This is a genomic window from Pseudomonas sp. Irchel 3H9 (genome assembly GCF_900187495.1).
Lineage (GTDB): Bacteria > Pseudomonadota > Gammaproteobacteria > Pseudomonadales > Pseudomonadaceae > Aquipseudomonas > Aquipseudomonas sivasensis.
The window spans coordinates 1,006,854-1,027,266 of the sequence record NZ_FYDK01000002.1; the positions used below are offsets into that span (position 1 = coordinate 1,006,854).

Annotated in this window: 20 protein-coding genes; 13 read left to right on the forward strand and 7 right to left on the reverse strand. The window is 61.4% G+C overall.

What is annotated here, in order from left to right; genetic code table 11:
* Nucleotides 1–14 precede the first annotated feature (14 nt).
* The 4 genes from thrC to CKW32_RS10515 all read left to right on the forward strand — a co-directional run bounded on the left by thrC (nt 15) and on the right by CKW32_RS10515 (nt 4,496).
* Complete coding sequence (gene thrC / locus CKW32_RS10500) at nt 15–1,394, forward strand: threonine synthase (RefSeq protein ID WP_095184838.1); 1,380 nt, start codon at nt 15–17, stop codon at nt 1,392–1,394.
* A gap of 22 nt (nt 1,395–1,416) precedes the next feature.
* On the forward strand, nt 1,417–1,854 hold the full coding sequence (locus tag CKW32_RS10505; protein WP_032891403.1) for an Lrp/AsnC family transcriptional regulator: 438 nt from the start codon (nt 1,417–1,419) through the stop codon (nt 1,852–1,854).
* A 176-nt stretch (nt 1,855–2,030) separates the two neighbouring features.
* Complete coding sequence (locus CKW32_RS10510) at nt 2,031–3,080, forward strand: homoserine dehydrogenase (RefSeq protein WP_095184839.1); 1,050 nt, start codon at nt 2,031–2,033, stop codon at nt 3,078–3,080.
* Between the two features lie 3 nt (nt 3,081–3,083).
* Entirely contained in the window at nt 3,084–4,496 is a 1,413-nt protein-coding gene (locus tag CKW32_RS10515) for an aldehyde dehydrogenase family protein (RefSeq protein ID WP_095184840.1), read from the forward strand.
* Between the two features lie 60 nt (nt 4,497–4,556).
* Here CKW32_RS10515 and CKW32_RS10520 read toward each other — a convergent pair whose 3' ends face one another.
* From CKW32_RS10520 to hpaA, 6 genes are all read right to left on the reverse strand, one after another.
* Nucleotides 4,557–6,005, reverse strand: coding sequence for an amidase (locus tag CKW32_RS10520; RefSeq protein WP_095184841.1), 1,449 nt, complete (start codon nt 6,003–6,005; stop codon nt 4,557–4,559).
* A 16-nt stretch (nt 6,006–6,021) separates the two neighbouring features.
* Nucleotides 6,022–7,254, reverse strand: a complete 1,233-nt coding sequence (locus CKW32_RS10525) for an MFS transporter (protein WP_095184842.1) — start codon at nt 7,252–7,254, stop codon at nt 6,022–6,024.
* Nucleotides 7,255–7,264: 10 nt separating this feature from the next.
* Complete coding sequence (locus tag CKW32_RS10530; RefSeq protein WP_032891396.1) at nt 7,265–8,197, reverse strand: transporter; 933 nt, start codon at nt 8,195–8,197, stop codon at nt 7,265–7,267.
* A 68-nt stretch (nt 8,198–8,265) separates the two neighbouring features.
* Nucleotides 8,266–9,258: a helix-turn-helix domain-containing protein gene (locus tag CKW32_RS10535; RefSeq protein ID WP_095184843.1), complete on the reverse strand. Its 993-nt coding sequence runs from the start codon at nt 9,256–9,258 to the stop codon at nt 8,266–8,268.
* Nucleotides 9,259–9,411: 153 nt separating this feature from the next.
* Nucleotides 9,412–9,834 (reverse strand): homoprotocatechuate degradation operon regulator HpaR, encoded by a 423-nt coding sequence (hpaR, locus tag CKW32_RS10540; protein WP_032891392.1) that lies wholly within the window; start codon nt 9,832–9,834, stop codon nt 9,412–9,414.
* Between the two features lie 182 nt (nt 9,835–10,016).
* Nucleotides 10,017–10,922 (reverse strand): 4-hydroxyphenylacetate catabolism regulatory protein HpaA, encoded by a 906-nt coding sequence (gene hpaA, locus CKW32_RS10545; protein WP_032891391.1) that lies wholly within the window; start codon nt 10,920–10,922, stop codon nt 10,017–10,019.
* 181 nt (nt 10,923–11,103) lie between these two features.
* Here hpaA and CKW32_RS10550 point away from each other — a divergent pair, with 181 nt between their 5' ends.
* From CKW32_RS10550 to hpaI, 8 genes are read left to right on the forward strand one after another with little or no spacing between them, the layout of a single operon-like run.
* Entirely contained in the window at nt 11,104–11,763 is a 660-nt protein-coding gene (locus CKW32_RS10550) for a fumarylacetoacetate hydrolase family protein (protein WP_095184844.1), read from the forward strand.
* Nucleotides 11,764–11,774: 11 nt separating this feature from the next.
* Nucleotides 11,775–12,545, forward strand: coding sequence for a fumarylacetoacetate hydrolase family protein (locus tag CKW32_RS10555; protein ID WP_095184845.1), 771 nt, complete (start codon nt 11,775–11,777; stop codon nt 12,543–12,545).
* 5 nt (nt 12,546–12,550) lie between these two features.
* A complete protein-coding gene (gene hpaE, locus CKW32_RS10560) occupies nt 12,551–14,011 on the forward strand; it encodes a 5-carboxymethyl-2-hydroxymuconate semialdehyde dehydrogenase (protein WP_032891388.1) in 1,461 nt (486 codons plus the stop codon).
* Between the two features lie 48 nt (nt 14,012–14,059).
* On the forward strand, nt 14,060–14,917 hold the full coding sequence (gene hpaD / locus CKW32_RS10565) for a 3,4-dihydroxyphenylacetate 2,3-dioxygenase (RefSeq protein ID WP_032891387.1): 858 nt from the start codon (nt 14,060–14,062) through the stop codon (nt 14,915–14,917).
* Nucleotides 14,918–14,962: 45 nt separating this feature from the next.
* Nucleotides 14,963–15,355 (forward strand): 5-carboxymethyl-2-hydroxymuconate Delta-isomerase, encoded by a 393-nt coding sequence (locus CKW32_RS10570; protein ID WP_095184846.1) that lies wholly within the window; start codon nt 14,963–14,965, stop codon nt 15,353–15,355.
* A gap of 52 nt (nt 15,356–15,407) precedes the next feature.
* Nucleotides 15,408–16,712: an MFS transporter gene (locus tag CKW32_RS10575; RefSeq protein ID WP_095184847.1), complete on the forward strand. Its 1,305-nt coding sequence runs from the start codon at nt 15,408–15,410 to the stop codon at nt 16,710–16,712.
* Nucleotides 16,713–16,724: 12 nt separating this feature from the next.
* Nucleotides 16,725–17,528, forward strand: a complete 804-nt coding sequence (gene hpaH / locus CKW32_RS10580; RefSeq protein WP_032891384.1) for a 2-oxo-hept-4-ene-1,7-dioate hydratase — start codon at nt 16,725–16,727, stop codon at nt 17,526–17,528.
* Nucleotides 17,529–17,542: 14 nt separating this feature from the next.
* Nucleotides 17,543–18,346 carry a 4-hydroxy-2-oxoheptanedioate aldolase gene (gene hpaI, locus CKW32_RS10585; protein ID WP_095184848.1) on the forward strand — a complete coding sequence of 268 codons (804 nt, stop codon included), beginning with the start codon at nt 17,543–17,545 and terminating at the stop codon, nt 18,344–18,346.
* A gap of 101 nt (nt 18,347–18,447) precedes the next feature.
* Here hpaI and hpaR (CKW32_RS10590) read toward each other — a convergent pair whose 3' ends face one another.
* Nucleotides 18,448–18,870 (reverse strand): homoprotocatechuate degradation operon regulator HpaR, encoded by a 423-nt coding sequence (gene hpaR / locus CKW32_RS10590; protein WP_032891381.1) that lies wholly within the window; start codon nt 18,868–18,870, stop codon nt 18,448–18,450.
* A 238-nt stretch (nt 18,871–19,108) separates the two neighbouring features.
* On the opposite strand from hpaR (CKW32_RS10590), the gene CKW32_RS10595 reads away from it, so the two are divergent.
* A complete protein-coding gene (locus CKW32_RS10595; RefSeq protein ID WP_032891380.1) occupies nt 19,109–20,407 on the forward strand; it encodes an FAD-binding oxidoreductase in 1,299 nt (432 codons plus the stop codon).
* Nucleotides 20,408–20,413 lie beyond the last annotated feature (6 nt).

Below are 20,413 nucleotides of genomic sequence, written 5' to 3' on the forward strand. Positions count from 1 at the left end.
GCCGGAGCCAAACCATGCACTACATAAGCACTCGAAGTTCGACCGTGCAGGCCGACTTTGAAAAGGTCGTGTTGTCCGGCCTGGCCGACGACGGCGGACTGTTCGTACCCACCGACCTGCCGCTGTTCGAGCCCCAGGATATCGCCAACTGGTCAACCTTGCCCTACGACGAACTGGCGTATCGGATCATACGTCCGTTTGTTGGCGGGACCATCCCCGAAGCGGACCTCAAGCGCCTGCTCAAAGAAGCCAGCAGTCAGTTCAAGCACCGTGCGGTGGCGCCGCTGCATCAGGTCGATCGCAACGAATGGGTGCTTGAGCTGTTCCACGGTCCGACCCGCTCCTCGAAGGATTTCGCCGCGCAGTTGCAGGCGCAACTGGTGCAGTACTTTCTGCATAAGCACCCGCGACGCGCAGTGGTGCTCGGCGCCACCAACGGAGACACTGGGCTCGCGGCGATCGATGCGTTCAAACACAGTAACGACACCCACGTGGTGCTGCTATACCCGGAGTCCGCGGTCGCACAGCATCAACTGCACGAGTTGCAAGGGGTTGCGCATCCCAATGTGCATACGTTCGCAGTCGCCGGTAGCTTTGACGACTGCCAGCAGCTCGCGAACCGCTTGTTCAGGCATTGGCCCAACCCGCGCCATGAGGCGATCAGCTTCAATTCCAGCAACTGGGTCAACGTGCTGGCGCAGCTCGTGTTTTATTTCTACGCCGTGCTGCAATTGGGCGCAGGTCAACGATCTGTCGGCTTCAGCGTGCCGGCGGCGAGCTTCGCCGAAGTCTACGCAGGCTACATCGCGCAAAAAATGGGCCTGCCGATTACCCAAATCATCGTCGCGACCAACAAAAATGACGCGCTGCATCAGTTGTTCCTCAAAAACCATTACAGCCGCCAGCGCGCTGACAAGACCCTGTCACCGGCCATGGACTTGTCGATTTTCTCCAACCTGGAACGTTTTCTCTGGGAGTTGTATGGACACGACGCTGCGGCAGTCAGTGCGCTGATGGCTGAATTCGAAGCCAGCGGCGAGATGACCATCGCCAACGACTGCTGGTTGCAGGCCCGGATGATCATCGACTCCTATGCGGTCAGCGATGAAGAAACCCTGGCCGAAATCGCCTCGCTCTACCGTGACACGGGCTACCTGATTGACCCCCACACGGCCACCGGAGTACTCGCCGCAAGGCTTTATCGGCGCAGCCTGGTCGCGCCAATGGTCACCCTCGGGGAAACTTCACCGGCCAAATCCGCTGCGCTGCTCAACGCACTGGGCATCAATGTGCCGGGGCAACACTGCCAGGCGACAGCGCACTTACACGCGCAGCGTTACCGGATAACGCCCGACGACGCCGGCCTCCTTTATCAACTGCTCGATACGCTGTGAACGACGGGAGACAGGGGGCCACATGAAGCGCATTCTGGATCCGCTCGATGAGCGCATCATCGCCGAGTTGCGGCTCAATGCCCGGGCCGCCCACGCTGAGCTGGCGGCCAAGGTCAACCTGTCCCGCAACGCCGTGCGCCAACGGATCGAACGGCTGGAGCGTGACGGTGCAATCCTGGGCTATACGGTACTGACCGGCGACGGGCGCCAAGCCTCATCCCAGATCAACGCGGTGATTTTCGTCTATCGCTATGACCGCATGCGCGGCGAGGATGTCTTGCAGGCCTTGCGGGCAATTCCTGAAGTGATCCAGTGCGACGTCATGAGCGGCGAATTCGACCTGATGCTGCGCGTCGGCGCATCAAGCCCGCAGCGGGTGCATCAGGTCTGGACTCAAATCTCGGCCCTGGCGGGGGTGGAAAATACCGTGACGTCATTCGTTCTATCGTCCGTTGTCTAAACCGGTTTCGCGGTAAAAAAAAGCCAACGATCGTTGGCTTTTTTTGTTCCCCACGCAGCACCTACCCCTTGGTCAAAACGCCCATGAAATAGAGCAAATTGGCATATTTCACTGCCATGGCCGCGCCCCTAATCTTATGCCAGACCACTCATCACACAGATCAAGGGCATAAAAAAATGACTGAATATAAAATTGCGCTGGTGGGCTTCGGTGGCGTCAACCGAGCGTTGGCCCAGTTGATTGCCGAACGCAACGAAGACTGGAAAAACGCACTGGGTTTTACCCTGAAAATCGTCGGTGTCACCGACCTCTTCCTCGGCTCACTGATCGACCGCCAAGGGCTGGATGCCGCCTCACTGGCCGCGCTGCCGGTGACCAAGGGCGCCCTGGCAAACCTACCGGGCGGCGACGCGGTCGCGCGCACTGAAGCCGTGATCAAAGACTCCGGCGCAGACATCATTGCCGAAGCGACCTTCACCAACCCGGTGGACGGCGAACCTGCGACCACGTTCTGTCGCTGGGCCCTGGAAAACGGCCAGCACGTGGTGACCACCAACAAAGGACCGATTGCCCTGCACGGCGCGGCGTTGAAGGCCCTGGCTCAGCGCAACCACGTGGCGTTTGAATACGAAGGGTCGGTGATGAGTGGCACGCCTGTGATCCGCCTGGCCAGGCAATTGCTGGCCGGCAGCAGCATCAACAGCTTCGAAGGCATTCTCAACGGCACCTCCAATTTCGTCCTGACCCGCATGGAAAATGGCCTGGGCTTTACCGAAGCCGTCGAGCAGGCGCAGGCCCTGGGGTACGCCGAAGCCGACCCGACGGCGGATGTCGAAGGCCATGATGTACGTCTCAAGGTGGTGATCCTGGCCAACGAGCTGCTGGATGCATCACTCACCGTCAGCGATGTGCGCTGCAACGGTATCAGCGCCCTCATCCTTGAGGACATCGATCAGGCCCGCCAGAACAATGCACGCTGGAAACTCATTGGCGCCGCCACACGGCATGCCGATGGCTCGGTCAGTGCCAGCGTCGAACCGCGCCTGTTGGGCAACGATCATCCGCTCTCCAGCATCGGCGGCGCCACGAATGCAGTGTCGTTCAGCAGCGACCTGATTGGCACGGTGACGGTTTCGGGACCGGGTGCCGGTCGTACAGAAACAGCCTTTGCGCTGCTGTCGGACATCATCAGCCTTCATCAATCCGCTGCACAGGGTCGGGAGTAAGCCATGAACGTATCGAATTTGGCCCGTACGGTTGGGACAGCACAAATACAGGTGTTCAATCCCTTTGACGGTGCGCTTGTCGGCACCGTAGCCGACGTGTGTGCGTCCCAGGTTCCGCACTTGCTGGAACAGGGGCGCCAGGGCGTTCGGGCCAGTGCGGGCTTGCCGCGTTATCGCAGGGCACAGATTCTCGAACAGACGGCCTTGAACATCGAACGCGATGCATCGGCATTTGCCCGACTGATCGTCGACGAAGCCGGCAAGACCCTCAAGCAGGCGCAAAAAGAGGTCAAGCGCTGCGTCAACACCCTCAAGCTGTCGGCCGAAGAAGCCCGGCGCAATGCCGGCGAGGTGATCCCTTTTGATGCCTATGAAGGTTCAGAGTCTCGCCAGGGTTGGTTCTCCCGCGAGCCCCTTGGCTTGATCGTCGCCATCACGCCATACAACGATCCCTTGAACCTGGTGGCGCACAAGCTCGGCCCAGCCATCGCCGGCGGCAACGCGGTGATTCTCAAACCGTCGCAATTGGCGCCGTTGTCAGCCATGAAACTGGTGGCGTACCTGATCGACGCTGGCTTGCCCGAATCGGTGGTCACGGTTGCCACCGGTGGTGCCGAACTGGGCAAAGCCCTGGTCGCGGCGCGTGACGTGCGCATGATTTCCTTCACCGGAGGCTTTGTCACCGGTGAGCAGATCTCCCGCACCGCAGGCTTGAAGAAACTGGCAATGGACTTGGGCGGCAATGCGCCCGTAATCGTCATGGACGACTGCGACCTTGAGGCCGCAGTGGCGTGTTGCGTGTCCGGCGCCTTCTGGGCGGCAGGACAAAATTGCATCGGCACTCAGCGACTGCTGGTTCATGGGTCCGTTTATGCAGCGTTCCGCGAACGTTTTGTCAGCCAGGCCCAGGCCCTGTTGGTCGGCGACCCGTTGCTTGCCAGCACCGATATCGGCCCGATGATTACCCGGCAAGCGGCGCAGAATGCCGAGCGCGTGGTAGCCGACGCGTTGGCCCAAGGCGCAACCTTGCTGTGCGGGCACACACGACAGGATTCGTGTTACGCCGCCACCGTATTGGAAAACGTCGATCACGCCAGCGCACTCTGGCGCAACGAGGTCTTTGCGCCCGTGGTGGTATTGCAACGGGTTGAATCCTTCGATGAGGCCATCGCGCTGGCCAACGAGCCTGACTACAGCCTGCACGCCGGTATCTTTACGAGCGACCTGGCGACGGCCTTGAGCGCTGCCCGCAGGATTGAGGCGGGAGGTGTGATGATCAACGACTCGTCCGACTATCGCTTTGATGCAATGCCCTTTGGCGGTTCCAAATACGGCAGCCTCGGCCGTGAGGGCGTGCGTTTCGCCTACGAGGAGATGACCCAACCCAAGGTGGTGTGCCTGAATATCCGGGCTTGATCGATCCAAGGTAGTCAGCAGTGGGAGCGGCTGCCTCCCATTGCCAACCGTCCCAGGCACTCACCGCTGACAGGCATTGATCGGCGGCACTCGCCGACGCCAGGGTTGCGCACGCTCCAACTGCGCAGCAAGGGCGAACAGCGTACTTTCCTCGCCAAAACGGCCCGCGAAGTGGGCGCCCATCGGCAGGCCGGCGGCGCTCCAGTACAGCGGCACCGACATCGCCGGTTGCCCGCTGGCGTTGAACAACGCGGTAAACGGTGAGTAGCTGTGAAACTGCTCAATCAGTTCATCCAGGCTCAAGCGGTCGTCCTGCACATCCAGCTCGCCAATCGGTGCCGGCTCACGGGCCAGGGTCGGCGTGAGGATCAGGTCGTATTCCTGCATGAACATCGCCAACTGCCGGCCCAAGCCATGAATCCACTCCACCGCGCCCGCGTAATGGGCCCCGCTGACATCGCCCTTGCTGCGCAAAATGATCCGGGTGCGCGCCTCAAGCTCCTCGGGCTGCACCGCAAAGCCGCGCATCTGTCCCAGCACGTCGAGATAGTGACGGGTACTGGCGCCAATGATGGTGAAGACCTGATCGAGAAATTCCGGCAGTGACACCGGCAACTTCACCGGCTCAACCCGATGGCCCAGGGATTGGCACAATCTGGCGGCCTCCTGCACCGATGCCAGCGCTTCGCTGGACGTGGGCCAAGGCCCGAGTTGCTCCACCAGTGCGATGCGCAGCGGCCTTGGGTCGCGCTGTAACGCCGAAACATAGGGCTGCACCTGCACCGGTGCGGCATAGGGTGCGCCGAGGTCGATCCCGGCCGTTGCATCCAGCAAGGCGGCGCTGTCACGTACCGACAAGGTGATCCCATGGGGCGTGCCCATGCCGGCCCAGCCTTCGCCGACCATCGGCCCTGATGGCAACAACCCGCGACTGGGCTTGAGGCCAAACACCCCGCAGCAGGACGCCGGCACGCGCAAGGAGCCGCCGCCGTCGTTGCCATGGGCAAACGGGACGACACGCGCCGCCACCAAGGCGGCCGCGCCACCGCTGGAGCCGCCCGCACTGTGGCCGGTGTTCCAGGGGTTGCGTGTGGCGCCAAAGCGCGTGGACTCGGTGGAGTACGACGTGCCGAATTCGGGCGAGGTGCTGGTGCCGGCAATCACGCAACCGGCACGGCGCAAACGGGTCACCAGTTCGGCTTCAAAATCTGCGCGAAACCCTCCCAGTGCCTGGGAACCGTTGGTCATCGCCGCGCCGTTGACCGGCGAAAACAAGTCTTTGATCAAGGTCGGTACGCCCGCGAATACACCGTGGCCGGGCTGCACGGTGCGTGCAGCTTCACGGGCCGACGTGTACAGCCGTTCGGCCACGGCATTGAGCTGCGGCTCGACCCACTCAATCCGGTCAATCACCGCTTCAAGCAACTCGCCGGGGTGCACTTCGCCACGGCGGACCCACTCGGCCAGGCCGGTGGCATCCTCGCTGTCCAACAGATTCTGGATGTTCATGTTTATCTCCTTTTAGTTACGAATGACTTGACCGGAAGGCACCCGGAGCCCCTTTACGTCGGGCGTGCAGGCCTGCCAGCGCCCAGATCGCCGCCGAGGCAAAGCTGGCCAGCGCCAGCCACTGGATGGAGGTGCGCAGGTCACCGGCGTAGACACTGAGCAGCGCCACCACCAGTGGGCTGACAAATTGGCCGAAATACAGGCAAGCCGTGAACCCGCCCAGGCCGCGCCCGCGCGTCCGGGCACTCAGGGCATTCATCACCGGCGCCATCACGTTGGGCACCAGCAGCCCGGCGCCCAGGCCGTGAATCAGCACCGCCACCAGCACCGCGATGTAGCTTTGCCCGCGCATCAGCAGCCACAGCCCCAACCCCAGCAGAGCCAGCAACAGCGCGTTGCAACCGACGATGCCGAAGCGTCGACGCAGCAATGGCCAGGCCAGCGAACCGCCCAGGGTCGCGAGCAAACCCAGGCCCGCCGACAGCCCGATCAGCGTGCTAGAGGTCACTCCCAGGCCGACCAGCAGAATCGGGGCCTGGATCGGCACGATAAAACTCAGGACCATCCCGCTGAGAGTCAGCAGATAACCCAGTACCAACGGCACCACGGCTACCCTGCCCGGCTCGGGTTCGTCGAGGGACTGCGGGCGGCTAGCCGGTTCCCACAGCACCTTCATCATCAGCGGCACCAACAGCAATGGCAGCAGGTACAGCAGGAACGGCAGGCGCCAGGAATGCTCGCCCAGCGCGCCGCCCACCACAAAGAACAGCGAGCCCACCAGGCCGATGGTTACTACCTGCCGATTGATGTAGCGCAGCCGTTCCTCACCGTGCCAATAGTCGGCAATCAAGGTGGCGCAACAGGTCATCACGGCGGCTTCGGCGCAGCCGAACAACAGGCGCACGCCCACGATGGCCTGCAAGTTATCCAGCAGTGCCGGCAAGGCGCCGAGCACGGCGTATAACAAGGTCGCGATAACCAGCAACGCCTTGCGCCCGACCCGGTCGGCCAACCAGCCGGCCAACGGCGCGCACAGTGCAATCGCCAGCGCCGGCCCGGTGACCGCCAAGGGCACCAGCAAGTCGGCGCGCGGCTCCAGCGGACCAAACGTGGCGCCAAGCTTGGGCAGGATCGGCGCAACCATGACCGCGCCCATGATCGTCAGGCTGCTGCCGAGCATCAGCACCAACCCTTCACGACGACCGCTGGCTTGCCGGGGTGGTGCGTATTCAGAACGTGATGGATTCATGGCCAGCCCCTTAAAAGCTTTGAGAAATACGCAGCGCCACGGTGTAACCCTCGGCACGGTTGCGCGCGTCGGTTTCCTTGTAGGCATGCAGCCAGACCGGTGGCAGGCCCGGCTTGAAGTAACTCACCGCCGGCCCCACTGCCAGCACCCGTGCCCGGTTGCCAGTCTGCAACCCTGGCGCATCGTCATCGCTGAACTGACGGTAGTAATAACCGCCCAGGCCCAACGTCCACGGGCCGATGTGCTGGCCCACGGCAAACTCGTGGCGGTACTCGACACCGTTTTTGTAATCGGTTGCGGGGTTGCGGGTGTTGACGTCGACTTCAAAGCTTGAGGAAACCTCGAAGCCACTGTCGGTGAGGTAGGTGGCGTTGACGATCGGTGAGAACGTCCAGTGATTGAGACCGGGGGAAACCAGACGGTTCTTGTCGTAGTCACCGGTAGGCGCCTGGATCTGCAATTGGGTGTTGATGAACAGATTCGGCGATGGGTTCCATTGCAGGATCACCGGCAGGAATTGCACATCGGCCAGTCGAAACGGATCAGCCTCCAGGCTCAGCGGCCCAATGGGGGTCGGCACCTTGACGGAAGCGTCCATCTTGAAAAACGGCACCACCACGCCAAACCCATAGTGGGCGCCCAGTACAGTGTGATCAGTCATGCGCATATAGGCGACGCCAATCGACAAGACGTCCAACGAGAAGTGGTTGTCGATCGAACGGCCGTTGCGGTCCTTCTGCACATTGGCCGAGTAGAACGCCGTACGCAGCCCGATGGTGCCGAACGGCGTGGCCGGTGGCATCATCCCCGCGCCGAAGTCATACACGCCGACCGCTGTGGTCGGCGCGCCGTTCTCGGTCGCCTGGACGCCGGCGCAGCAACCGAGCAGCCCCAGGGTGAACAACGTCTTGCGTGCAGCGCTTGCGTTATTGTTATTGCTCATCGAATGCCCCTCCCAGCAAGTGGTGTGGGTCATCCTAGGCAGCAGCGCCGTGGGCGGGTTATCCGTTTTCAGCAGAGTTGCGTACGGCGCAGGGTCTGTGAAGGGCTTTCACCAAACAGGGTGCGATAGTCACCGGAGAACCGGCTCAAATGCCAGAACCCCCAACGTGCCGCGACGTCCTGTACGTTCAGGGATTGGGTGCTCATTCGCAGTTCACGACGCACTGCATTGAGGCGCAACGCACGCAAATACGCCACCGGATTGATCCCCAGGGTTTCCTGGAAACAATATTGGAGTTTGCGCCGGCTGGCGCCGATGTGGTTACACAGGTCGAGGATCGACAACGGCTCGTCGAGGTGACTCAGCGCGTATTCCCGTGCGCGGTCGACCATCCTTTTGCGCGCGGTGGGGTTGAGCGGTGGCGCGTGATCCGGCGCAATCAGCTCCAGCACGTGCAGCATCACCGAATCCCGCAGGCCACGGCGGATCGAATCGTGGCCAAGCAACGCATCCCGCGCTTGCTCGGAGCCGGACAGTGCCTCGAACAGCGCCGCGAGTTCAGCCTGCACAGACGAGTCACCCAAGCGGTAACACTTGGGAAGATCGGTAATTCGAAAGTGGCTGCCCTGACGCTCCAGCACATGCTCAAGGACGTGCTCGTCAATGGCCACACTGAGCAAATCCAGGTGTTGGGGAGTGTGCAACTCAGGAAGATGCTCACCGTGGGCGACCAACAGGCTTGGCTCATGGATCGGATGCCCCGAGCAATACACCGGGCCATCGGCACTCAAGGGGATGCTGAACGTGATCGCGCCTTTCCACGCCATGCCACTTTTGATCATGGCCTGATTAGAGCGGTCGCGGGCCAATTGCATCCAGTCCGACCGGAACGCCACCAACTCCCCTTCAAAGGCCCCCGCAGACACTTGATCGTAGCGAACCTGCCAGCCGTGCATATTGCGAGCGTGCTCGTCGATATCGCGGGTCAGAAAACGTTGGAGCGCTGGCGCCCCTCGGGCAACCACCGCGGCCTCAGGCGTCAGCACATTATTGTTGTTCATTGACCCAACCTTTTTCAGTTGCAAGGCTTACCGGTCAGGTACAAGGCAAGTTCCATTCCGAACTCAGGTGATGCGGCACATTTGTGCCGAAAACGGATAGCGATCGGTGCTGCGCGGGGCAAACACATTCACTTATTAACTAAATTTAGCCCATCAAGGCTTTATGTTTTTCAGCTCGTTGAGCAAACCCAGCAGTTGCTCCATTTTTTCCGCGCCAAACTGTTCCTCGATTTTCTGGTAGTTGCTTTCCATGCCTTCACTCATGGAAACGAAGCACTGCTGGCCGCGTTCGGTGAGGGCGACGAACACGCGGCGCTGATCCTGGCTGGACTTCTGCCGACGCACCAGGCCGTCACGCTCCAGGCGACTCAGCACGCCAGTCATGCTCGGTTTGAGAATGCATGCCTGCTGGGCGAGTTGATGGCTTTCAAGTTCCCCCTGCTGGCGCAGTATGCGAATGACGCGCCACTGTTGTTCAGTCAGTTCGTGCTGGTTCAGGGCGGGTCGGAAAAAAGCCATTGCGGCTTCACGGGCTTGCAGCAAGGTCAGGGTCAGCGAAGGTCGGGGGTTGGCCATATCGGCACCACTTGAGGGGGCGAGTCGGCAGCTTAGTGTCGCCGGCCTGTCCGTGCAAGCCGCGCGCAAGCCTGTGAAAAGTGCAATCGGTTCCGTGTAAAAGCCATTCTGTCGCACCGCTGCGCTGGTCATGCTGATCCGTACAAGATCAACAAGATCCAGGCGCAGTCTCCATGCCTGTCTCAACGCAGCCCCAATTGTCGCTGGCGGTACTCCCCCGGAGTGAGCTGTGCGTAGCGCTGGAAAAACCGACTGAAGTAGGCCGGGTCCTTGAAGCCGAGCTGGTAGCAGATCTCGTTGGCGGAGCTGCCCGTGAACATCAGCAGCCGCTTGGCCTCCTGCATGAGTCGCTCCAGGATCAGGCGCTTGGACGGCAGGTCGGCGATGCGCCGGCACACATCGTTGAGTCGCGCCTCGGTCACCCCGATGCCTTGCGCATAACGGGACAAGGGCCAGTGTTGCTGGTAGTGCGCTTCGATCAGCTCGTTGAAACGGTGGAAAATCCTCAAGTCTTCGTGCCGCGCAGGCGTGGCTTTCAGCGAGTGGGAGCACAGCCGCAGCAGGCTGATCATGATCAAGCGCGTCAGGCTGTCCAGGGCCGCACTGTGCCCTGGGCGCTGGGCCTCGACCTCTGCACTGAGTTCCTCGAACAGAAAATCCAATCGACGGACCTCACTCGCGTCATGCAGGCCCAACTGCGCCAGCGCCACGCACGCGGCCGGGAGTTGCGCGCCCGCCGGCGCCAGGCTGGGATCAGCATCGATCAGTTGCCAGACCAGTTGCTGGCGCACCGTCAACACATGCCCGTCACTGTCGGCCTCGGTCACAAAGGAGTGCGGCACCGTGGGCGGCGTGAGAAAGAACATCGGCCCCGACTCGACGTATTGCTGGTCGTCCAGATACACCCGCACCGTACCGCTTTTCACGTAGTGAACCTGGAAGAACCGGTCGTGCCGGTGGATCGGCATATTGCGCCCGAAGAAACCCGCAAGATTGGCCAGCCGGTCGTAGTGGACCTGCGCGTCGCTGTAGCGCTGGTCGTACACCTGGCCAATGTTGATGTTGGGAATGGGTTGTCGGTCGGTCATCGCACGCTACTCATTTTTATTCTGATTGCCGGGGTGCTGCAACGCTCATCCTGCACCGATTTGGGCAGCGCAACCACCGCGAGAACAGTCTGCCACGCTTGACGATAGTTAACATCTTAATTATAACTGTTAACACATTAACAATATTCAGAGCCTTCCCATGGCTCTGCCAGGAGAAAGCATGAGCCATGCCTTGCATGACGTCGCGACCGGCACTCTTTTTGGTGTGGCGCTCAACTACCAAGGGCTGCTGAAACAGCGCCTCGCCGAATTCGAACAGCCGCCATATCAGAAGCCGCCGGTCAAACCGGTGCTGTTTATCAAGACGCCCAATACGCGCAATCAGCACGGTGCAGCGGTGGTGCATCCAGGCCAGGGCGAGCGTCTGCAACCCGGCCCCGCCCTGGGCGTGGTGATGGGCAAGAGCGCCAGCCGCGTCAGCCAGGGCGACGCACTCGATTACGTTGCCGGATTCACCGTCATCAATGAATTCAGCCTGCCGGAAGACAGCTACTACCGCCCCGCCGTCAAAGCCAAATGCCGGGATGGCTTCTGTTCCGTCGGGCCCGAATTGATCCCTACGGCCCAAGTCACTGACCCGCACAGCCTGGCGATCACGCTGTACGTCAACGGCGAGATTCGCCAGCAAAACACCACGGCCAACTTCGTGCGCAACATTCCTTTGCTCATCGCCGAAATCAGCGAGTTCATGACCCTGCACGCTGGCGATGTGCTGATCACTGGCACTCCGGAAGGTCGCGTGGATGTGCTGCCGGGTGACACCGTCGAAGTCGAAATCAGCGGTTTGGGCCGCCTCGTCAACCACGTCGTGGCCGAGTAACAGGAGCTTCCATGAAACACGCCCGTATCCAGTTTGAAGGCGAAGTGCACCTCGCCCATGTCGAAGACCACAACGCCGTGCGCCTGGCCGATGGCCGCCTGCTGGCCGAACATCAAGTGCAATGGCTGCCACCGGCCACAGGCAGCATGTTTGCCCTGGGCCTGAACTATGCCGATCACGCCGCCGAGCTGGCGTTCACGCCGCCGACCGAGCCGCTGGCCTTCATTAAATCTCCAGGCACTTACACCGGTCACAACCAAGTGACATGGCGCCCGGACAACGTCGCCTACATGCACTACGAGTGCGAGCTGGTGGCCGTCATCGGCAAGCCCGCGCGCAACGTCAAGCGCGAAGACGCCCTGGACTACGTGGCGGGCTACACGGTGTGCAACGACTACGCGATTCGCGACTACCTGGAAAACTACTACCGCCCCAACCTGCGGGTAAAAAACCGCGACGCCACCACGCCTGTCGGCCCGTGGATCGTCGATGTGGCCGATGTGCCGGACCCAAGCAACCTGACCCTTCGCACGTGGATCAACGGTGAACTGCGCCAGGAAGGCAGTACCAGAGACATGATTTTCGACATCCCCTACCTGATCGAATACCTGTCCAGCTTCATGACCTTGCAGCCCGGCGACATGATCGCCACCGGCACGCCGGAAGGCCTGGCCGACGTGGTGCCCGGTGATGAAGTGATCGTGGAAGTCGAAGGCGTCGGCCGCCTGGTCAATCGAATTGTCAGCGAAGCGGCGTTCTTCAACGCCCGTAAAGAGGCTTGAGCAGCATGATCAAACATTGGATAAACGGCCGTGAGGTCGAAAGTAAAGACGTGTTCGTCAACTACAACCCAGCCACCGGTGAAGCCATCGGCGAAGTCGCCAGCGGCGGTGCCGAGGAAGTCGCGCAAGCTGTGGCCGCCGCCAAGGAAGCCTTTCCCAAATGGGCTGGCACACCGGCCAAAGAGCGTGCGCGCTTGATGCGCAAGCTGGGCGAACTGATCGAACAGAACGTGCCGCACCTGGCCGAACTGGAAACCCTCGACACCGGCCTGCCGATTCACCAGACCAAAAACGTGCTGATCCCCCGCGCCTCGCACAACTTCGATTTCTTCGCCGAAGTCTGCACCCGCATGGACGGGCACAGCTACCCGGTCGATGACCAGATGCTCAATTACACCCTGTACCAGCCAGTGGGTGTATGCGCGCTGGTCTCGCCGTGGAACGTGCCGTTCATGACGGCTACCTGGAAGACCGCGCCGTGCCTGGCGCTGGGTAATACTGCCGTGCTGAAAATGTCTGAATTGTCGCCATTGACCGCTAACGAACTGGGGCGCCTGGCCGTCGAAGCCGGCATCCCCAACGGCGTCTTGAACGTGATCCAAGGCTATGGCGCAACGGCGGGTGATGCGTTGGTGCGTCACCCGGACGTGCGCGCGATTTCCTTCACCGGCGGCACCGCCACCGGCAAGAAAATCATGCAGACCGCCGGCCTGAAAAAGTACTCCATGGAACTGGGCGGCAAGTCGCCGGTGCTGATCTTTGAAGATGCCGACCTGGAACGCGCCCTCGATGCCGCCCTGTTCACGATCTTCTCCCTCAATGGCGAGCGCTGCACCGCCGGCAGCCGCATCTTTATCCAGGAAAGCGTCTATCCGCAGTTCGTCGCCGAGTTTGCTGCGCGCGCCAAACGCTTGATCGTCGGCGACCCGCAAGACCCGAAAACCCAGGTCGGCTCGATGATCACCCAGGCCCACTACGACAAGGTCACCGGCTACATCAAGATCGGCCTCGAAGAAGGCGCCACCCTCCTCGCCGGCGGCCTCGAACGTCCGGCCAACTTGCCGGCGCACTTGAGCAAAGGCCAGTTCATCCAACCGACGGTGTTCGCTGACGTGAACAACAACATGCGTATTGCCCAGGAAGAAATCTTCGGCCCGGTGGTGTGCCTCATTCCCTTCAAGGACGAAGCCGAAGCCCTCAAACTGGCCAACGAAACCGACTATGGCCTGGCGTCGTACATCTGGACCCAGGACATCGGCAAGGCGCATCGTCTGGCCTATGGCATCGAAGCCGGGATGGTGTTCATCAACAGCCAGAACGTGCGCGACCTGCGTCAGCCGTTCGGCGGCGTGAAAGGCTCCGGCACCGGCCGTGAAGGCGGCCAGTACAGCTTCGAAGTGTTCGCCGAGATCAAGAATGTGTGCATCTCGATGGGCAGCCATCACATTCCACGCTGGGGCGTTTGAGTCACATCAGCCCCCTAAGACAACAACAATAATTTCAGGAGAATCATCATGGGCGAAGTCGTCCTGGCGGCGAAAATCTGCCACGTTCCCTCGATGTATTTATCGGAGCTGCCCGGCAAGCACCATGGCTGCCGTGAAGCAGCGATTGCCGGTCACAAAGAGATCGGCCGCCGCGCCCGCGAACTGGGCGCCGATACCGCCGTAGTGTTTGACGTGCACTGGCTGGTCAACAGCGCCTATCACGTCAACAGCGGTGAGCACTTCAAGGGCACCTACACCAGTAACGAGCTGCCGCACTTCATCAAGAACATGGACTACGAATACCCAGGCTGCCCGGAACTTGGCGAGTTGATCGCCGCCGAGGCCAATGCGGCCGACGTGCGTACCCTGGCCCACAACATCCCCAGCCTGGAGCTGGAATACGGCACCCTGGTACCGATGCGCTACATGCACATGGGCGTACCGGACGCGCAGAAATTCAATGTGGTATCGATTGCCGCCTGGTGTGCCTGGCATCGCCTGCAAGACAGCTTCACGTTCGGCGCCGCCGTGCGCCGGGCCATCGAGAAGAGCGACCGCAAAGTCGTGGTGCTGGCTTCCGGCTCACTGTCGCACCGGTTCTCCGACGACCGTAATGCCGAAGCCAATATCCATAACTGGACGCGCGAGTTCGACAAACAGGTCGACCTGCATGTGGTGGAGCTCTGGCGCCAAGGCCGCTGGAAAGAGTTCTGCGCGATGCTTCCGGACTACGCCGAACACTGCTTCGGCGAAGGCAAGATGCACGACACCGCGATGCTTCTCGGGTTACTCGGCGGGCCGGATTACGACAAGCCTGCCGAAATCATCACCGCCCCGTTCGGCAGCTCCGGCACCGGGCAGATCAACGCCATTTTCCCCGTTTGACCGTATGGCCGCACGGTGTCCCCGCGCGGTCTGAAGGAGCCGTCCATGCCCCACTTCATCGCTGAATACACCGACAACATCGAGCAGCAGGCGGATTTGCCTGCCCTGTTTGAAAAAGTCCATGCCACCCTGGGCGACAGCGGTGTGTTCCCGCTGGGCGGCATCCGCAGCAGAGGCGTGCGCCTGGATACCTGGCGCATGGCCGACGGCAAGCACGACTACGCCTTCGTGCACATGACGCTCAAGGTCGGCCATGGCCGCGACCTGGCGACCCGTCAGCAAGTCGCCGAACACCTCTTTGAGGTGATCACCGCGCACTTTGCCGAGCTTCAGGCCCAACGCCTGCTGGCCCTGTCGTTTGAAATGATCGAGCTGCACGAGCAGCTCAACTTCAAGCAGAACAACGTGCACGCCTTCCTCAAGGCCCAGCTGGGCTAGCACGCCCTGCCCGTTCACTCCATCGGCCTTCTCAGACAAAAAGTATAAAACCATGAGCACAGCCAATCTCGCCGACAGCCTCGGCAGCGTCGCCCGCGACCGCACCCACAGCACCATCACCTGGCGGCTGATGCCGCTGTTGTTGATCTGCTACCTCTTTGCCCACCTCGACCGCATCAACATCGGCTTCGCCAAGATGCAGATGAGCGCCGACCTGAATTTCAGCGACACGGTCTACGGCTTCGGCGCCGGTCTGTTCTTTGTCGCTTACGCGCTGTTCGGCGTACCGAGCAACATGGCCCTGGACCGTGTGGGTCCCAGGCGCTGGATCGCCACGTTGATGGTGGTGTGGGGCGCGCTGTCGACCTGCATGTTCATGGTCGACAGCGCCACGGGCTTCTATGTGCTGCGCTTTTTGCTCGGAGTGGCCGAGGCGGGTTTCTTCCCAGGCATCCTGGTCTTCCTCAACCGTTGGTACCCGGCTGGTCGGCGTGCGCAAGTCACCGCCTTGTTTGCGATTGCGGTGCCCATGGCCGGGGTGATTGGAGGGCCACTGTCGGGCGGCATTCTTGAGCACTTCCATGACCTGGGCAGCCTGCGCGGCTGGCAGTGGATGTTTGTCATCGAGGGCGCGCCGGTCATCCTGCTCGGGCTGGTGGTGCTCAAGTGCCTGCCGGACAGTTTCGAGACCGTTACCTGGCTGACGCCCGCGCAGAAGCAACAACTGCGCGAACAACTGACGAAGGAAGAACAGCGCAAATCGATCACCTCGTTCTCCGCGATTCTGCGTAACCCGCAAGTCTGGCTGTTGGTGGCGGTGTATTTCGCGGTGATGCTGGCGGTCAACACCCTGGCGTTCTGGATGCCAACACTGATCCACGGCGCCGGGGTCGGCAGCGACGGCAAGGTCGGACTACTCAGTGCAGTGCCGTATCTGGCGGGTTGCTTTTTCATGATCGGCTGCGGGCGTTCGTCGGATCGCCAGCGTGAACGCCGCTGGCACCTGTGCGTGCCGTTGCTGATGGCGGCCGCCGGTATTGCCATCGCCGGGCTCGCTCCGGCCAACCCGACCCTGGTGCTGAGCGGCCTGATCCTCGCCGGCATGGGCGCCAGCGCGGCATTGCCGATGTTCTGGCAGTTACCTCCGGCGTTTCTCTCCAACACCACTCAGGCCGCCGGCATCGCCTTGATCAGTTCCTTCGGCAGCATCGCGTCTTTCTTTGCGCCCTATCTGATTGGCTGGATGCGCGACACCACCCACAGCGCCAGCCTGGCCCTTTACGCCCTGGCGCTGCTTATTGCACTCGGTGGCCTGCTGGTGCTGCGCACACAGGCCGCCATCGTCAACCCTCACTGAGAGACCTTTGTCATGCTTGATCAACAGCTCATCCAGCAAGCCGCCGCCCGTCTTGACCAGGCCGAAAGGTCACGGGAACAGGTGCGCCAGTTTTCCCTGGAGCACCCGACGATCACGATCGAAGACGCCTACGCCATCCAGCGCGCCTGGGTCGCCCAAAAGATCAAGGACGGGCGCAAGCTGGTCGGCCACAAGATCGGCCTGACCTCCCGCGCCATGCAAGTGTCGTCCAACATCACCGAGCCGGATTACGGCGCGCTGCTCGATGACATGTTCTTCGATGAAGGCACCGACATCCCCTTCGAGCGCTTTATCGTGCCGAGGGTCGAGGTGGAGTTGGCGTTCATCCTGGGCAAACCGCTTAAAGGCCCGAATGTGACGGTGTTCGATGTGCTGGACGCCACCGAGTGGGTGATCCCGGCGCTGGAGATCATCGATGCGCGTATCCAACAGGTCGACCCGCACACCAACGCCACCCGCAAGGTGTTTGACACCATCTCCGACAATGCCGCCAACGCGGGCGTGGTCATGGGCGGACGCGCCGTGCGCCCCACTGAAATCGACCTGCGCAAAGTGCCGGCAGTGCTCTACCGCAATGGTGTGATCGAAGAATCCGGCGTATCGGCCGCCGTGCTCAATCACCCGGCCAAGGGCGTGGCCTGGCTCGCCAATAAACTCGCCGCGTATGACGTGACCCTGCAACCTGGGCAAATCATCCTCGGCGGTTCCTTCACCCGGCCGGTGGCGGCCAACCCTGGCGATACCTTTCATGTCGACTACGACATGCTTGGCTCGATTGCCTGCCGCTTCGTTTAACAGGAGATCGCTCGATGGACATGCCTATCAACACCTTCAAGCAACGCCTGCACAGCGGTGAGGCCCAGATCGGCCTGTGGTTGGGTTTATCCGATGCCTATTGCGCAGAACTGGCCGCCAACGCCGGGTTTGACTGGCTGCTGATCGACGGCGAACACGCGCCCAACGACCTGCGCGGCATGCTCGGCCAGCTCCAGGCCGTGGCGCCCTACCCCAGCCACCCGGTGATCCGCCCGGTCATCGGTGACACCGCGCTGATCAAACAAGTGCTCGATATCGGCGTACAAACCTTGCTGGTGCCCATGGTGGAAAGCGCAGCGCAGGCACGGGAACTGGTCAAGGCGATCCACTACCCGCCCAACGGCGTGCGCGGCGTCGGCAGCGCTCTGGCACGGGCATCGCGCTGGAACAGCATCCCCGATTACCTCGACAAAGCCGACGAGCAGATGTGCTTGCTGGTGCAGATCGAAAGCCGTGAAGGCCTGGACAACCTGGATGCGATTGCGGCGGTAGAGGGCGTGGATGGTGTGTTTATCGGCCCGGCGGACCTGAGCGCCTCGATGGGTTTTCGCGGCAACCCCGGCCATCCTGACGTGCAGGCGGCGATTGAACACGCCATCGCCCGTATCCGCAGCGCCGGCAAGGCCGCCGGCATCCTCAGCGCCGACCAGACTTTGGCGCGGCGTTACATCGAACTGGGCGCGGCGTTCGTCGCAGCGGGCGTCGACACCACCGTGCTGATGCGCGGATTGCAAAGCCTCGCGGCGGCCTTCAAAGATGCACCGGCGCCCACAAGCACTGCCGGTGCTATCTACTGACGCTGCGGTATTCGCGTTTGCTTTGGCTACGCCGTCAAACACGCTGGCCGAACACAGGCTTGAATCCGTGGGCAACCCGGCAGGACGCCGGGTTAGCCCTATCAACGCTTGAGCGTCTTCAGCTCATTGAGCAACGCCAGCAACGTCTGCAACTTCTCCTCACCAAAGCCCGCCTGCAAGCGCTGATAATTCGCCTCCATGCACTGACTCATCGAGGCAAAACACGCCTGACCTTTGTCGGCCAACCGCACCAGCACACGCCGCTGGTCCTGCTGCGCCTTGCGCCGTTCAACCATGCCAGCGGCCTCCATACGAACCAGCACACCGGTCATGCTCGGTTTGAGGATGCACGCAAGCTCCGCCAGACGATTAATCTCCAGCTCATCGTGCTGGCTCAGGATGCGAATGACCCGCCATTGCTGCTCGGTCAAACCGTGTTGGTTAAGCGAAGGACGAAAAAACCCCATGGCGGCTTCACGCGCTTGGAGCAAAGTAAGGGTCAGGGATTGGCGCGGTTTGGGCATGGGTGCAGGCGTCGCAATTAGTTAACAGATTAACAACATTCTAGCACCCGCGACTGATCACCGTGTGCCGCTTTACCGCCTGGCCGGCTCCAGGGTGGACAGTGGCAGCCAGGGTCAAGACCGACGGCACACAGAATCAAGACACCTACCGCTCGGAAGGCAGTTAATAGACCCCAACAGGCACAGAGCATCTTGTCGGCTCTGCAGTGAGTTCCCCTTCACTTTTCCAGGCTGCGCCATGATCAATATCGAAACGCCGACCTACTACTCGGCAACCAAAAAATACAACCTCAGTTTCCCAACCCTCGAACAGGACGTGGAAGCGGATGTGGTAGTGATTGGCGGCGGTTTCTCCGGCATCAACACCGCGCTGGAACTCGCTGAAAAAGGCATCACCAACATTGTGGTGCTCGAAGCGCGCTACCTGGGCTTTGGTGGCACGGGTCGCAACGGCGGGCAGATCATGGCGGGGATCGGCCATGACTTGGAGAAGATCAAGCAACAAGTCGGCGACGAAGGCCTGCGCCAGATTTTTGAAATCAGCGAGCTGGGCGCCGGGATCATCAAGGACCGCATCGCCAAATACTCGATTGACGCCGACTTCTGCCACGGCTACGGCTACATGGGCTTCAACGCCCGCCAGGAAAAAACCCTGCGCGCCTGGGAGAAAGACTTCAAGTCGATCAATACCAAAGACGAAATCCGCTTTATGGCAGGGTCCGAGGTCAAGCAGATCATCGGTTCCGACGCCTATACCAGCGCGCTGCTGCACATGGGCGGCGGCCACGTGCACTCGCTCAATCTGCTGCTGGGCGAAGCCAAGGCACTGGCCGGCCATGGCGTGCGCATCTTTGAGCACAGCCCGGCCCTGGACGTCAGTCATGGCGAGCGCATCACGGTGCGCACCGGCCGCGGCTCGGTCAAGGCGTCCAAGTTGCTGTGGGCCTGCGACAGTTTCCTCAACAAGCTGGAACCGGAACTGCACAAGACGACCGTTAACACCTACGCCTTTCAGTTGATGACCGAACCGTTGTCGGACGAGATGATCCATCGCATCAGCCCGATACGCGGCGCCTACAGCGATATTCGGCCGGTGATCGACTACTACCGCGTCACCAATGAAAACCGCCTGCTGTTCGGTGCCGCCACGCCGTTTGTCGAGCACATCCCGCTGGACCTCAAAGCCTGGAACCGCAACCTGATGCTGAAGATTTTCCCGTACCTCAAGGACGTGAAGATCGACCTGGCGTGGGGCGGGCCGATGGCGACCGGGGCCAACCTGTTTCCGCAGATCGGCACCCTCAGTGGTCGCCCCAACGCCTTCTATGTGCAGGGTTACGCCGGCTTTGGCGTCACGCCCAGCCACATCATCTGCAAGGTCCTGGCCGAAGGCATGAGCGAGGGTTCATCGCGCTATGACCTGATCAGCTCGGTCAAGCATGCGCAGATCCTGGGCAAGGACCATATCCGCCCACTGCTGCTGACCGCCGGTAAAAGCCTTCATCAACTGTCGGGTTACTTCAACGGTCGCCGTTGATGCCCA